This is a genomic window from Anaerolineales bacterium, assembly GCA_019637755.1.
Taxonomy (GTDB): domain Bacteria; phylum Chloroflexota; class Anaerolineae; order Anaerolineales; family UBA11579; genus JAMCZK01.
In genome coordinates, this window is sequence record JAHBVC010000001.1 from 537,389 (window position 1) to 550,792 (window position 13,404).

The 13,404-nt window shown below is 62.1% G+C and carries 13 protein-coding genes; 7 read left to right on the plus strand and 6 right to left on the minus strand.

The genetic code is table 11. The features are described from left to right. Window positions 1-14 precede the first annotated feature (14 nt). The 3 genes from KF821_02760 to iscX are packed head-to-tail and all read right to left on the minus strand — an operon-like array spanning window position 15 to window position 2,754. Window positions 15-1,796: an NADH-quinone oxidoreductase subunit D gene (locus tag KF821_02760; GenBank protein MBX3004731.1), complete on the minus strand. Its 1,782-nt coding sequence runs from the start codon at window positions 1,794-1,796 to the stop codon at window positions 15-17. A gap of 9 nt (window positions 1,797-1,805) precedes the next feature. Next, on the minus strand, window positions 1,806-2,492 hold the full coding sequence (nuoB, locus tag KF821_02765) for an NADH-quinone oxidoreductase subunit NuoB (protein MBX3004732.1): 687 nt from the start codon (window positions 2,490-2,492) through the stop codon (window positions 1,806-1,808). 49 nt (window positions 2,493-2,541) lie between these two features. After that, window positions 2,542-2,754 carry a Fe-S cluster assembly protein IscX gene (gene iscX, locus KF821_02770; GenBank protein MBX3004733.1) on the minus strand — a complete coding sequence of 71 codons (213 nt, stop codon included), beginning with the start codon at window positions 2,752-2,754 and terminating at the stop codon, window positions 2,542-2,544. 132 nt (window positions 2,755-2,886) lie between these two features. On the opposite strand from iscX, the gene KF821_02775 reads away from it, so the two are divergent. Continuing rightward, window positions 2,887-3,501 (plus strand): helix-turn-helix domain-containing protein, encoded by a 615-nt coding sequence (locus KF821_02775; protein ID MBX3004734.1) that lies wholly within the window; start codon window positions 2,887-2,889, stop codon window positions 3,499-3,501. A gap of 88 nt (window positions 3,502-3,589) precedes the next feature. Here the strand turns inward: KF821_02775 and KF821_02780 are convergent, their stop codons facing one another. Then, window positions 3,590-4,264 carry a hypothetical protein gene (locus KF821_02780; protein ID MBX3004735.1) on the minus strand — a complete coding sequence of 225 codons (675 nt, stop codon included), beginning with the start codon at window positions 4,262-4,264 and terminating at the stop codon, window positions 3,590-3,592. A 286-nt stretch (window positions 4,265-4,550) separates the two neighbouring features. On the opposite strand from KF821_02780, the gene KF821_02785 reads away from it, so the two are divergent. The 4 genes from KF821_02785 (at window position 4,551) to KF821_02800 (ending at window position 7,374) form a co-directional block, all read left to right on the plus strand. Next, window positions 4,551-5,627: a LysM peptidoglycan-binding domain-containing protein gene (locus tag KF821_02785; GenBank protein MBX3004736.1), complete on the plus strand. Its 1,077-nt coding sequence runs from the start codon at window positions 4,551-4,553 to the stop codon at window positions 5,625-5,627. A 74-nt stretch (window positions 5,628-5,701) separates the two neighbouring features. Next, window positions 5,702-6,439, plus strand: coding sequence for an AzlC family ABC transporter permease (locus KF821_02790; GenBank protein MBX3004737.1), 738 nt, complete (start codon window positions 5,702-5,704; stop codon window positions 6,437-6,439). After that, the gene (locus tag KF821_02795; GenBank protein MBX3004738.1) at window positions 6,432-6,746 is read left to right on the plus strand and encodes an AzlD domain-containing protein; all 315 of its coding nucleotides are present in this window, start codon (window positions 6,432-6,434) and stop codon (window positions 6,744-6,746) included. Before KF821_02790 ends, KF821_02795 begins: the two co-directional genes overlap by 8 nt. A 70-nt stretch (window positions 6,747-6,816) precedes the next feature. Next, window positions 6,817-7,374, plus strand: a complete 558-nt coding sequence (locus KF821_02800; GenBank protein ID MBX3004739.1) for a DUF1003 domain-containing protein — start codon at window positions 6,817-6,819, stop codon at window positions 7,372-7,374. Here the strand turns inward: KF821_02800 and KF821_02805 are convergent, their stop codons facing one another. Together KF821_02805 and glmS are read right to left on the minus strand one after the other, a co-directional pair. Next, complete coding sequence (locus tag KF821_02805) at window positions 7,375-8,880, minus strand: hypothetical protein (GenBank protein MBX3004740.1); 1,506 nt, start codon at window positions 8,878-8,880, stop codon at window positions 7,375-7,377. It lies immediately after the preceding gene. Between the two features lie 77 nt (window positions 8,881-8,957). Then, window positions 8,958-10,799 (minus strand): glutamine--fructose-6-phosphate transaminase (isomerizing), encoded by a 1,842-nt coding sequence (gene glmS / locus KF821_02810; protein MBX3004741.1) that lies wholly within the window; start codon window positions 10,797-10,799, stop codon window positions 8,958-8,960. 623 nt (window positions 10,800-11,422) lie between these two features. Between glmS and KF821_02815 the strand changes: the two genes are divergently transcribed. After that, on the plus strand, window positions 11,423-12,487 hold the full coding sequence (locus KF821_02815) for a rod shape-determining protein (GenBank protein MBX3004742.1): 1,065 nt from the start codon (window positions 11,423-11,425) through the stop codon (window positions 12,485-12,487). A gap of 73 nt (window positions 12,488-12,560) precedes the next feature. Continuing rightward, complete coding sequence (mreC, locus tag KF821_02820; protein MBX3004743.1) at window positions 12,561-13,403, plus strand: rod shape-determining protein MreC; 843 nt, start codon at window positions 12,561-12,563, stop codon at window positions 13,401-13,403. Window position 13,404: the final 1 nt, after the last annotated feature.

The window sequence follows — 13,404 nt, forward strand, 5'->3', positions numbered from 1 at the left end:
TCCAGCCTCGCCGTCTAGCGGTCCACTTCGCCCAGCACGATGTCGATGGAACCGAGGTTGACGACGACGTCAGCCACCTTCTGGCCCAGGCACATCTTTTCCAGCACGGTCAAGTTAATGAAGCTTGGAGCGCGCACGTGATAGCGCGCCGGGTTGCCCTTGCCGTTGGACACAATGTAGTAGCCCAACTCCCCTTTGGGGCCTTCCACACGGCCGTAGGATTCGCCGGCCGGCACGCGCACCTGGTAGGGGTTCTTGCCGTTCATCACTTCGCCACCAGGCAGGTCTTTGAGCGCCTGCTTGAGAATATCCAGGCTGTAGCGCATTTCATCGATGCGGATCATGTAGCGATCGTACACATCACCGTGGTTGCGCACCGCCACCTTGAAATCAAAGCGGTCGTAGATGCCGTAGGGATCAGCACGGCGGATGTCGTAGGGTACGCCGGAGGCACGCAGCACCGGGCCGGCGGTGGAGAAGGCGATCGCCTCTTCGGGCGTGATCACCCCCACCCCTTCGGAACGGCTGCGCACCAGTTCATTTTCGGAGAGGTAGATATCCAGCTCGTCGATCTTGCGCTCCAGGCGGTTGAAGACCAGGTCCTTGATCTTCTCGAGCACGCCTTCGGGCAAATCGCGCGCCACGCCGCCGAAGCGGAAGTAGTTGCACATCATGCGCGAGCCGGTGGTGGCTTCAAAAACGTCCAGGATCAATTCGCGTTCGACGATGGCGTACAGCGCCGGGGTGAAGAAGGCGCCGAGGTCATTCAGCAGGAAGCCCACGGCCCACAAGTGATTGCTGATGCGAGTGAGCTCAGCCATGATGACACGCAGGTACTGCGCACGCTCAGGGGGAGCGCCCTTATCGCCCATCAGTTTCTCAACCGCCAGGGCATATCCAAAGTTGTTGCTCATTGACGAGAGGTAATCGAGGCGGTCGGTGAACGGCATGTTCATCGTCCAGGTGTTGCGCTCGCCAATCTTCTCGTGGTTGCGGTGCAGGTAGCCCATCACCGGCTTGAGCGCCACGATGGTCTCACCGTCCAGGCGCACCGCCATGCGGAACACACCGTGGGTGGAGGGATGCTGCGGGCCGAGGTTGACCACGACCTGCTCGGTGTCAATGTCTTCGCTGTAGGCGCGCCCGGCCTTCTCCAATACTTCGTAGAGCTTGGGGTCATCGCTTTCTTTGAACGTCGTGGGGTCGAACCCTTGCGGGTACTGGTTGTTCTTGTTGAAGGGATTGCGGTCTTCGGCGCGGTAGACCTGGCCTTCGGGCCAGCGGTTCTTGAAGGGCTTGGCCTCCTCTTCGTAGAAGGCTTCTTTCCAGTCTTTGCGCATGGGGTAGCCGGCGAAGCCTTCCCACATCAGGATGCGGCGCAGGTCTGGGTGGCCGGTGAAGGTTACGCCATACAGGTCGTAGGCTTCGCGCTCTTGGAAATCTGCCCCGGGGTACAGGTCAACCAGGGAGGGGATGACCGAGTTATCGCGCGGGGTCTGTACCTTGAGCTCGAGTGCGCCGCCGCCGGTGGATTTGTAGAAGTGGTAGACCACTTCGATGAAGTTCTCGGCGTTGGGGGCATCGCTGTAGTAATCCACCGCGGTGACGGAGGAGAGATAGTCGTAGCCCATCTCGTCACGCAGGGCACGCGCCACTTCCACCAAGTGGTCAGCGCCTACCAGGTAGCCTTCGTACCCAGGGCGCGCATCGGGCGTGACGGCCTCAGGGAAGCGCTGCTCCAGCGCGCTCTTTTCGATCGGGGCGGCCGGGGCCGCAGCAGGTGTAGCTTCGCTCATGCTTGCCTCTTAGCTAGCCGCTTCGGCGGCCGGGGTTGCCGGTGACGGGGCGGCAGCAGCAGGCGCGGCCGCGGGTTTCTTGCTGGTTTCTTGCTTGATCAATTCGTAATCGCGCGGGTCAACAATGTCTGGCCCAAGCATCGGCACCGGAATGGCATCGATGTCTTCTTTGCCATACCAGCGCACGGTGGTGATGGATTCGGAGTCGATCTTCTCTTGCAGCTTCATCAAGCCATGCAGCAAGGCCTGCGGGGTCGGCGGGCAGCCGGGCACATATACATCCACGGGGATGTATTGGTCAACGCCCGAGACTACGTTGTAGCCTTCTTTGAAGGGGCCGCCGCCGGAGGCGCAGGCGCCCATGGCGAGCACGTATTTGGGTTCAGGCATCTGGTTATACAGACGCACGATCTGCGGGATCATCTTCTTGGTGACGGTGCCGGAGACGATCATCAGATCCGATTGGCGCGGGCTGGGGCGCATCACTTCCATACCGAAGCGCGCCAAGTCGTAGCGACTGGCGGCGGTACAAATCATCTCAATGGCGCAGCAGGCCAAGCCGAACATCATCGGCCACACGGAGTAACGGCGGCCCATGTTCCAGATCTTGTCCAGCGTGGTCACGGCGACGCTTTGGCGCAGCTCGGGCGGCACCTCGTAGCCGGCGCTGTTGACGGTGGGGGTTGTGTCAGTCATCTACGTTCATCTCCACGATCGGTTGTGGGCCATACGGCCCGCCCGGCGCTCACACCGGGTTGATCTCTTCGAACCATTCCTGGTAGATAGCCGCCAGGATCTCATCGTTGGCCAGCTCAGGGTCATCTGCAAAACCCGGCAGCGCCACCACCCGTTGAAACAACTCCCCCAGCGACAACGCATCCAGCGTTTCGTGGGGATAGTGGGCTTTCAACGCCAAAACCACCTCATAGATGGCGTCCCAATACAGTGCCTGGGCCATAGCTTACGATTGTTCTTTCGTTCACATTATACATGGTTGAACATTTGAGTCAACGCCTGTGAATAAAGTAAATAATTATTTGGTAAAATTCCGGGGCCGGGAGCACTGAGTACTGCCCGCCGGTCACTTGCCATGCAAGCCACGCGCCAACGCATCCTCGATTTCCTGTCTGCCCGCGGCAGCGCCACCGCCAAGCAAATGGCGCTGGCCTTCGGCATGAGCAGCCAGAACCTGCGCCACCATCTGGAGATCCTCGAACAGCGCCAGCTGATCAGCGCCAGCCAGCCCGCCGGGCGGCGCGGGCGCGGCCGCCCCCAGCGGCTGTATGCGCTGGCCCCCCAGGCCCAGCCAGACGGGCTGGCGGGGTTGAGCCGCGCCCTGCTGCACGGGCTGCCAGTGGGCGGCAAGGCGGCGGCACGCAGCTTGCGCGCCCTGGCGCAACGCCTGCTCGGCCCCCGCCGCCCCAGCGGCCACGGTAGCCAGCGCCTGCTGGCGGCGATGCGCCAGTTGGAGCCGCTGGGCTACCGGCCGCGCTGGGAAGCGCGGCCCGAAGGCCCGCAGGTGGTGCTGGGGCATTGCCCGTTCAGCGCCATCATTGCGCAGCACCCCGAGTTATGCCAGATGGATGCGTACTTGTTGGAAGAATTACTAGATACTCCACTGGAACAGATCAGCAAACTGCAAACTGGCCCGCAGGGGACGCCGCAGTGTATCTTTCACACGCCAGGTTCGCGTAGCGCCCGTTAAGGTGAACGGCGCACCAGGTAACACAAAAGGGTTCACACAACCACTAAAGTGGTTGTGTGAACCCTAAAGGTGCTGCGATCACGCGCGGTTACGGGAACAGTTTGAGATTGATCCCTACGCCGCTGCTACCGCCACCCACGCCCACTTCCACCAGATTGAGCAGGTTGAGGTTGGCCGGTTCACTGGTGGGCAAGACCACCGGCAGAGTCACATCCAATTGCACCCCTTGCTGGCTGCCGACGCCCACTTGCACGCCGGTATCCAGCGGAGGGACTTGCACATCCAGGCCGAGCAGGTCCTCACTGGCCGGGCTGCCCTGCAACACGCCCAGGTCTACGCAGGCAGCGCTGGTGCACTCGCCTGCCCCGGTCTGCCCGGGCGCACTGGTGGGTTGCGGAGTGCCGCCCAGATTCAGGTCTAGGCCCAGCAGCCCGTTGAGGCTGTCGGTAGTGCTCTGGCCCAGTTTGCCCAGGCTCAGGTTCAGCGGAGCAAGCCCGGCGACATTGGATTTCAGATCCAGGCACAGCAAATTCAACAAACAGGTGCTCGTAGCTCCGGAATCGTTGCCCCCATTCCCGTTGCCGTTCCCATTGCCGTTGCCACTGCCGCCATTGTTGTTTGGCGGGGTGTTGGGCGGCACAGGGGGTTCATCCGGCACCACAGGATTGGTGTAGATGATCGAGGTGGGGCCGGATGTGGTGAAGCTGGTGTTGCCCGCGTTGGGGCCAAAGGAGAGGTCGAAGTAAGGTGAAGTAATGTTCATCCCCAGAGCGTAGGCGCTTCCCAAACACATGGCCGGTATGAGAAGCAGTGCTACGCCCAAGGCGGCTAAGCGCCCAAAGGTTCCTTGCTGCATATATCCTCCTAACGTGCATTGTCGGCTGCAGCGATGGCCCAATCAGTGTAGCCAAAAAAGATCCCGGTGTGCTTCACAGCTTTGCAAATAAGCATTTGTAGCGCCTGGGGCGCCGTGCAGCACCCGGTGAATTTAGCCCGCACTCACGCGGGGCACGCGGCCCAGGTGGTAGCATGGAGCCTGCATTGCCACTATGCCCACCCTGCTTCGCTGCCTGGCAGCCCTCTCCTTGCTACTGATCAGTGCCGCCCCCGGGGCCCAACAGGCACCCGCACCCCTGGCCCAAAGCTCCCCCGGGGAAGTGGTGGCCTTGATCAATGCCTACCGTGCCGAATACGGCCTGCCGGCCTATAGTGAGCACGGATTGCTCTCCCAATTGGCTCAGGGCCAGGCCGATTACCTGGCCTCAACCAGTGGCGCCACCGGCGGCGATATCCACACCGGGCCGGGCGGCACACGGCCACGCGATCGTGCCATCGCAGCCGGGTATGGCGGCGGGGCCACCATCTTCGTCTCAGAGATTGCCAAATACGGCATGGGCGAAACGGCCCAAAGTGCCATCGGCTGGTGGAAGGGTTCGCAGGTGCACAATGACACCATGCTGGCCTCGACCTATGTCGAGATCGGCTGTGGCGTGGCCAACGATGGCACCACGCGCTATTACTTTGTATGCGTCACTGGCTATAGCGTGGGCGGCAGCAGTGCGGGCACCGGCAGCACGCCAGCCAGCGGGCAAACCAGCCAACAGCCCGCCGCGCAAGTAATAATCCCGGTGACCAAGGCCGAGCCGCAACCCGACGGCTCGATCCGCCACATTGTGCGCACGGGGCAAACGCTATGGACGCTGGCGGCGGTGTATGAAGTACCGCTGCAGCAGATCCTCGATTTGAACGGCTTCGCCGAATGGGCGGTGGTGCACCCAGGCGATGAAGTCATCGTGGCGCCGCCAGGCAGCGCGGCCACTTCGGCCCCCACGCAAGATACCAATAGCACGCCCACGGCCAGCAGCACGCCAGCCGCCACGCGCACGCCGGCGCAAAGCCCCAGCGCGGCCGCCGATGTAGATGCCACGGTGCAAGCCGCGCTGGCCGAAGCGCAGCAGGTGGTGGCGCAGCAAAACGCGCAAAACCAAAGCAACAGCAGCTTGCAACTGGTGGTGGGCATCGCGCTGATCTGCATTTTGACAGTCATCGTGGCCAGCTTCTTTATCCAGCGCCCCCCACAAGACAAAGGCCACGACGAGAACGATCCTTTCGCGCCGCTCAGTTAATTTGGCAGGCAATTGCGCAATTTTGCCTGGGTAGCGGCCCGATTGAGTGCATACTGATAGAATCCCAGCTTCGTATGCAGCCATCTGAGGCCACACCCACCACCCGCCGCGCCGCCTTTTGGGCCGGCGCCAAAGACACCTTTCCGCTGCTGGTCGGCGCCCTGCCCTTTGGCCTGATCTACGGCGCGCTGGGGGTGGCCAGCGGGCTGAGCGCCTGGGCCACCGCGGCGATGTCGCTGATGGTCTTCGCCGGCTCGGCTCAATTTATCGCGGTGAGCCTGGTAGCCGCGCACACCCCGGTGATCGTGATCGCCCTGACCACCCTGGTGGTCAATGCACGCCACGCGCTGTACGCTGCCACCCTGGCGCCACAGCTCAAAGGGCTGAGCAGCCGCTGGCTGACCCCGCTAGGCTTCTGGCTTACCGATGAATCCTTCGTGGTGGCGGTAAAAGGGTTTGCCGAACGCCCACAACTAGAAGACCGCAAGTGGTATCTGCTGGGCAGTGAGCTGGCCATGTACTTGAATTGGTTTGCCGCCACCTGGCTGGGCATCCGCGCTGGCCAGGCGATTGAAGACCCGGCCAGTTGGGGTATGGATTTTGCCCTGGTGGTGACCTTCATCGGCATGTTGGTGCCGATGCTCAAGGGCAAGCCGGAGTTGCTGGCTGTGCTGGTGGCCGGCACCACTGCGGTGCTAGCCAACGGGCTGCCCCACCGCGCCGGGTTGCTGTTGGCGGCGGTGCTGGGTATCCTTACCGGCTTGCTGGCCGAGCAGCACTGGCCGCGCCCCACGGAGCCGGTGCATGAATGAGCTGTGGTTGCTACTGGGCATGGCCGCCGCCACGATGGCCACGCGCATTCCGGTGCTGATCGCGCTCAGCCGCCGCAACCTGCCGCCCAACGTGGCCCGCGCCTTGCGCTATGTGCCACCCACCGTGCTGGCGGCGATCATCGTTCCGATCGCGGTGCTGCGCGAGGGGCGCCTGGCGCTGGCAGCGGATAATGCCACCCTGGCCGCCAGCCTGATCGCCGTCGTGATCTCATGGCGCACCAAGAATTTGCTGGTTACTATTCTGCTAGGCATGGCCGCCTTTTTGTTGTGGCGCGCATTCATCTAGCAGCACACGCCGCAGCAGAACATAAAGCAAACCCCAACAGATACAAATTTCATACACGTGGAGGTTGGTGATGTCAGAGCAACCCAAGCCCGAGGATCTGCAGCACATCAAGCGACGTTTGAGCCAACTGGGCAAGAGCGAGCAATATGTGCTGGAACAAGCCGCCCGGCGTTTGCACGTGAGCCGTAACATCAATCGTGACCTGCAAACCCAGGTGACGCTGGGCCAGCGCGTGGCCGATAAAATTGCCGCGTTTGGCGGTTCGTGGCCGTTCGTGATCGGCTTCTTCGTTCTGCTGGTGCTATGGATCGCGCTGAATGGCTTCGTGCTGGCCCAGCGCGGCAGCGCCTTCGATCCTTACCCGTTTATTCTGCTCAACCTGTTCCTCTCGTCCCTGGCTGCCTTTCAAGCTCCGATCATTCTGATGTCGCAGAACCGCCAGGCGGCGCGTGATCGCTTCACCGCCGAGCATGACTACCAGGTGAATCTGAAAGCCGAGCTGGAGATCCTTGAGCTGCACGAAAAGATCGATCAGCTGCGCAGCGAACAATGGCAGGCGCTAATCCAGTTTCAGGAAGAGCAGCTAGCGCTGCTACGCCAACTGGCGCAACAGCACTCGGCCAGCTAGCTATTCGCTAGCTGGCGCGCTGAGGGCGTAGACCACCCCCAGCGCATCGCTGAACACCGGCGTCAGCCAACCGCGCCCGGCGAATTCATCGGGCGGCACCAGGCCATACTTATAGTCAAGACTGCCCAGGAACCACACCATGTACCCTTGGCGGCCCAAGGGCCAATCACTGGGCTGGCCTGCGCGCGGCACACGGCCCACCGGCTGGCGGGTGTAAAACCACAGCACGGCCTCATTGTTTGAATACAACTCTGCCTCTTGCAGCGCGTGGGTATTTTGCAAATAGCTCACCAGGGCAGATTGCTGCAATGTAGCCGTGTTGGCCAAATTGAAAATAGGATCGCCCTCTGCGGCGACGATGCGCAGATATTTTTGCGCGCGATAGCCAGTAAAGAGCAATAAGGCTGCCAACACCAAGCGCGCCAGCAGCAGCCCGCCCCGCCTGGCCAGCTGGGGCAACGGCTGCAGCGCCACGCCGGCCAGGATCAGCAGGCTGGGCAACAAGATGGCGTGAATGCGATTGAAACCCACGACGCGGAATTCAAAGTAGCTACTGGTGAACGCCAGCACCAACAAATAGGCCAGCACAAAGGCCAGGTGTGGCAACACCGCCGGCGTACGCACAGCGCTGGCAAAAGCCGCCCGGCCGTTGCGGCCGGCCAGCCACCACCACAGTGCCACAGCCGCCAGCAGCACGGCAGCGGGCGGGATGAAGCGCAGGATCAGATCGGGCACGAACCAGGATACGACCTTCTCCACGGAGAGCATGAGATTGAGCCAAGGCGCAACAAAGGCCCGCGGCCCGAAGGCGGATCCGGTCAGCGCAACATTGCGCCCATACACCCAGGCGAGCAAAGGCAGGCTGGCCAGCGCACCAAAGGCGGCGGCTCGCCCAGCGCGGCGCAGCCATGTGCCCCGCGCCGCGGCAAACACCAGCGCGGCGCCCGCCGCCACCAGGCTCACGCCGACGTAGCGCTCCAATGGCGCCAACGCGGCCAGGCAGCCCAGCAACGCCAGCGTGCGGCGGCGCGGCTGGCGCAGGGTGGCCTCGCCAGCCAATAAGAAACACAACACCAGCGTGAGAAAAAGCGGATCGCTGGCGATCGTGACCGCCGCGGAGAGCAAGCCCAGGCTGGTACATACCAAGAGCGGTGCTACATAGGTATACACACGCGGCCCAAACAAACGCCAGAATAGCCAGCCGCTCAACCCGAGGTTAGCGGCGAACAATACGATATTGAGCCAGCCCCCCACTACGAACACATCCAGCCCAGTAAGCCAGTGCAGCCCGGCCAGCACCGCGGGGTAACCCGGCGGCCACTGGGTCATCGGTTCGCGGTTGTACATATACAAGCCACGGCCAACCACCAGATTCTCGGCAGCCGACATGTACTTGGCCGAATCTTCGCTGACCCCCGCGCCCAGCGGCGCAGTGGCCAGGTACAGTGCTGCCCCGGCCAGCAGGCTGGCTATGGTTAAGTAGAGAAGAAAACGTCGTCTGGGCATCGTGTTCCCGTCGGGTGGATACAGCAAGAAGGGTGGGCCTTGGCCCACCCTTCGGAACGTGCGCTTGGCGTGGGCGGCTATTCCACCGTCACGCTCTTGGCCAGATTGCGCGGCTGGTCAACATCCAAGCCGCGCAGACTGGCGATGTGATAGGCCAGCATCTGCAGCGGGATGACCGTCACCACCGGCGAGAGCAGCGCCGGGGTCTTGGGCACCCAGAGCACATGATCGGCCAAGGTGGGAATCAGCTCATCGCCTTCGGTGGCAACCGCCACCACTTTGCCGCCGCGCGCCTTGGCCTGCTCAATCTGGCTGATCATTTTTTCGTACAGCTCATCTTGCGGGGCCACCACGATCACGGGCATATCTTCATCCACCAGGGCGATCGGACCGTGCTTCATCTCACCGGCCGGGTAACCCTCAGCATGGATGTAGGAAAGCTCCTTGAGCTTGAGGGCACCTTCATAGGCGGTGGAGACGTTGATCCCGCGCCCCAGATACAGGCAATGGGTAATGTCCTTGAGCGCCTTGGCCACTTCGAGCACTTCGGCTTCGCGCTGCAAGCAGGCAGAGACCCACTCAGGGATGTGGCTGAGCTCGGCCACCAGGGCACGGCGGGTGTTGTCATCCAGCGTGCCGCGCAGCTCGCCCAGCAGGATCGCCAGCATGTAGAGATTGACCACCGGGGCGGTATAGGCCTTGGTGGAGGCTACGCCGATCTCCGGCCCGGTCTGCATCGAGATGTAGCCATCCGCCACGCGCATGGCCTGCGAGCCGATCATGTTGATGTTGGCCCACAGGGTTGCGCCGCGCTTGCGCCCTTCGGCCATCGCCGCCAGGGTGTCGGCGGTTTCGCCGGACTGGCTGATGGCCAGCACGGCCATTTTGTCGCTCACCAGCGGATCGCGATAGCGGAACTCGGAAGCGATGTCAAACTCCACCGGGATGCGCGCAATACGCTCGATGTATTTGGCGCCAATTTGCCCGGCGTAGCCCGCCGTGCCACAGGCGATGATCCAGATCTTTTCGAGTTGCTGCACGAAGGCTTCATTGAGCTTAAGGTCGGGCAGCAGGATGCGGCCGGTTTCAAAATCCACCCGGCCGGAGATTGTGTCGGTGAGCGAGCGCACCTGCTCGTGAATTTCCTTCTGCATGAAGTGGCGATATTCGCCTTTCTCCGCGGATACCGGATCCCAGAAGATCACATCCACGCTGGGCTGCAAGGTTTCGCCTTGCAGGTTGCTCAGGCTCATGCCCTGCTGGGTCACCACGGCCATCTGCCCCGATTCGAGGAAGACGACTTCACGCGTGTGTTCGAGGATGGCAGGCAGATCGGAGGAGACGAACATCTCGCCCTTGCCAAAGCCCACCACCACACCCCCGGCATTGCCCATGCGCGCCGCCACGATGCGATCGGGCTGGCGGGCGCTGAAGAGCACGATGCCGTGGTGGCCGCGGATCAGGCGCAACACCTGGCGGGCGGCGTCTTCCAGGTTGCCATCCTTGGCCAGGAAGCGATCGACCAACTGGACGATGACCTCGGTATCGGTATCCGATTTGAACTCTACGCCTTCGGCTTCAAGCTCTTCGCGCAACTGCAGGTAATTCTCCACGATGCCGTTATGCACCAGCACTACATCCCCCGAGGTGCTGATGTGCGGGTGAGCATTACGCACGTTGGGCTCACCGTGGGTGGCCCAACGCGTGTGGCCAATGCCCAACTGGCCGTGCACAGGCTGCGCGGCCACGGTGTTGAACAGGCGCTCCAGCTTGCCCGCATCACGGCGAATTTCGATACGCTCATCCTGCAGTACCGCGATGCCGGCTGAATCGTAGCCGCGATACTCCAGGCGTTTTAATCCGTTCAAAATGATCGGCGTCGCGTCGCGCGGGCCGATGTAGCCAACAATTCCACACATGTAGACAGAATCCTCCAACGATTTGGCAAGCCGCTGCTGGCGATTTTGTCTGCCCGGTTACCCGGGCAGCCTTGTAGGCCAGCTTTATCTTGGAGGGAAATTCGGGGGCGGGTCTCCCGGAGTGGCATCCGCTGATCTACGCAAGCTGGTGGTCGGCCGCAGGCCGCCCACTGCGCTTGCTAATGCAGTTTTGGCGAAACCAGCCAAAACTGCACCTGTATTCGATTTTCGTAGCCCGTTCGGGGCTACTTATCTTTGCCGTGAAGCAAGGCAAATGCGGTCTTTTGCATTCGCCCGCGCGAGCCAGAGAACGGTGAAACCGTTCGTGGCTTGCGCAAGAACCAACTCAACCTCGTCACCCGGCTAGGCCGGGCCGTGCGCTATTCCCTCGTAGCTTCTTTTATATGTATGCGCTAGGCAACCTCAATGACTGAATTGGCAGGATTATACCTAGGCTGGCCGCCAAACTGTTAAAGGCAGGTGAATGCGTTTCCCTATGCTGCATGGTAGAATCACTCGGTTTAATCAGAACGTCAGGTCTGCAGTACCTCAAGGCTGCTACTACAAAATGATCACGCTATCTCCCCCGCCAGACGCCGCATTCACTGGGTTCGCAGGTATGCATGGCCTTTAACCCGATCAACTGGATCCTGGGTTTCTTCTCCCTGGATATTGGCATTGACCTCGGCACCGCCAACACGCTGGTGTTCGTGCGCGGCAAGGGCATCGTCATCAATGAACCCTCGTGGGTGGCGGTGGAGAAGAAATCGCGCCTGCCGATCATGGTGGGCGATAAAGCTGCCGTGGGCCAAGTGGCCAAAGAGATGGCTGGCCGCGCCCCCAAGAACGTACTGGTCGTGCGCCCCTTGCGCGATGGCGTCATTTCCGAATTTGAGATCACCGAAGCGATGCTGGCCCACTTCATCGGCAAGGCGCACGAGCAAAGCATTGTTCCGCTGCCCCGCCCGCGCGTAGTGGTGGGCGTGCCTTCGGGCGTCACCGAAGTCGAGAAGCGCGCCGTGAATGACGCCGCCCTGCTGGCCGGAGCGCGCGAGGTCTACCTGATCGAGGAGCCCACCGCCTCGGCCCTGGCCGTTGGCCTGCCGATCAACCAGGTGGGCGGCAATGTAGTGCTGGATATCGGCGGTGGCACCTCTGAGGTGACGGTCTTCTCGCTCGGCTCGGTGGTAGCCAATCGCAGTCTGCGCGTGGCGGGCGACGAGCTCGACCAATCGATCGTGCAATATATCCGCAACAAGTACAACATTCTCATCGGCGAACGCGCCGCCGAACAGGTCAAGATCAAGGTCGGCTCGGCCTACCCGCTCAAAGAAGAGCGCACCACCACCGTGCGCGGCCGCAACCTGGTGACCGGTCTGCCCGAAACGCTGGAGATCTCTTCGATCGAGATCCGCGAGGCGCTCTCCGGCCCGCTGGATCAGATCGTGCAGGCCACCAAGGAAGCGTTGGATGATGTGCCGGCCGAGATGGTGGGCGACGTGATGGATAACGGCATCGCCATGTGTGGCGGCGGCGCACTGCTGCAAGGGCTGTCGGAGCGCCTGAGCGACGAGCTGCGCCTGCGCTGCTGGGTGGCGGACGATCCGCTCACCTGCGTGGCGCGCGGGGCCGGCCTGGTGCTCGACGACCTGGAAGCCTACCGCCACTTCCTGCTGCAGGTAGACTGACCTCACCAGGGAGGGCTGCACGGGCTGCGCTCCTCACCTGGCACTTAATCTCGGCCCGTTATGCTTAGCCTCCATGCGCCCCTCACGCAATAATCCCTACCAGCTCGCCGCCCTGCTCGTGCTCGCTGCCGGTATCCTGCTGCTGGCGCTGGGTGGCTATCTGACGCCTGTGTTCAACGGGGCGATGAACCCGATCTATGGCGTGCAAAGCTGGCTGTACACACGCTTCCAGGCCATTCAGGATTTTGTCAACGCGCCGGTGAACATTGCCAGCTTGCGCCAGGAAAATGCCCAACTGCGTGCAGAGAACGCCCAGCTGCAAACTGAGATCATCACATTGCAACAGCAGGTGCTGGAAAACGAATTGCTCTCCGCCCTGCTGGATTTCGCCCGGGCACGCCCCGAGAACGTCTACCAGGCGGCCGGCGTGATCGGCCAGGACCCCAGCCCCTTCCTGCATTACATCATCATCAACCGCGGCTCGGATGACGGCATTCGCCGTGGCATGCCCGTGGTATCGCAACAGGGGCTGGTGGGCCGCATCTCGCAAGTCACCGCCACCGCGGCGCGGGTGGAACTGATCACCGACCCTGGCAGCCAGGTGAGTGTGCGCATCCAACCCAGCGAGGTGGATGGCTTGCTGAGCGGCAGCGTCACCAGCCAGATCGGCATTGACCTGTTGCCGCTGGATGCCAGCCTGCAACCCGGTGACCTGGTGTTCACTTCAGGCATCGGTGGTGGCTACCCCAGCAACATCCTCATCGGCCAGGTGAGTAATGTGCGTCGCGAGGCGACTGCACTGTTCCAAACCGCCTCGGTGCAACCCGCGGTGGACTTTACCCAGTTGGAAATTGTGCTGATCATCGTCAACTTCCAGCCGCTCGATCTCAGCCCACTGACGGGAACCAGCAACTAGC

Bases quoted from the DNA above. Each gene is read 5' to 3' on its own strand.
- nuoB (MBX3004732.1), bottom strand. From the start codon at position 2,492: ATGACTGACACAACCCCCACCGTCAACAGCGCCGGCTACGAGGTGCCG.
- KF821_02760 (MBX3004731.1), bottom strand. From the start codon at position 1,796: ATGAGCGAAGCTACACCTGCTGCGGCCCCGGCCGCCCCGATCGAAAAG.
- KF821_02795 (MBX3004738.1), top strand. From the start codon at position 6,432: ATGAATGAGCTGTGGTTGCTACTGGGCATGGCCGCCGCCACGATGGCC.
- KF821_02790 (MBX3004737.1), top strand. From the start codon at position 5,702: ATGCAGCCATCTGAGGCCACACCCACCACCCGCCGCGCCGCCTTTTGG.
- iscX (MBX3004733.1), bottom strand. From the start codon at position 2,754: ATGGCCCAGGCACTGTATTGGGACGCCATCTATGAGGTGGTTTTGGCG.
- KF821_02775 (MBX3004734.1), top strand. From the start codon at position 2,887: ATGCAAGCCACGCGCCAACGCATCCTCGATTTCCTGTCTGCCCGCGGC.
- KF821_02785 (MBX3004736.1), top strand. From the start codon at position 4,551: ATGCCCACCCTGCTTCGCTGCCTGGCAGCCCTCTCCTTGCTACTGATC.
- mreC (MBX3004743.1), top strand. From the start codon at position 12,561: ATGCGCCCCTCACGCAATAATCCCTACCAGCTCGCCGCCCTGCTCGTG.
- KF821_02815 (MBX3004742.1), top strand. From the start codon at position 11,423: ATGGCCTTTAACCCGATCAACTGGATCCTGGGTTTCTTCTCCCTGGAT.
- KF821_02780 (MBX3004735.1), bottom strand. From the start codon at position 4,264: ATGAACATTACTTCACCTTACTTCGACCTCTCCTTTGGCCCCAACGCG.
- glmS (MBX3004741.1), bottom strand. From the start codon at position 10,799: ATGTGTGGAATTGTTGGCTACATCGGCCCGCGCGACGCGACGCCGATC.
- KF821_02800 (MBX3004739.1), top strand. From the start codon at position 6,817: ATGTCAGAGCAACCCAAGCCCGAGGATCTGCAGCACATCAAGCGACGT.
- KF821_02805 (MBX3004740.1), bottom strand. From the start codon at position 8,880: ATGCCCAGACGACGTTTTCTTCTCTACTTAACCATAGCCAGCCTGCTG.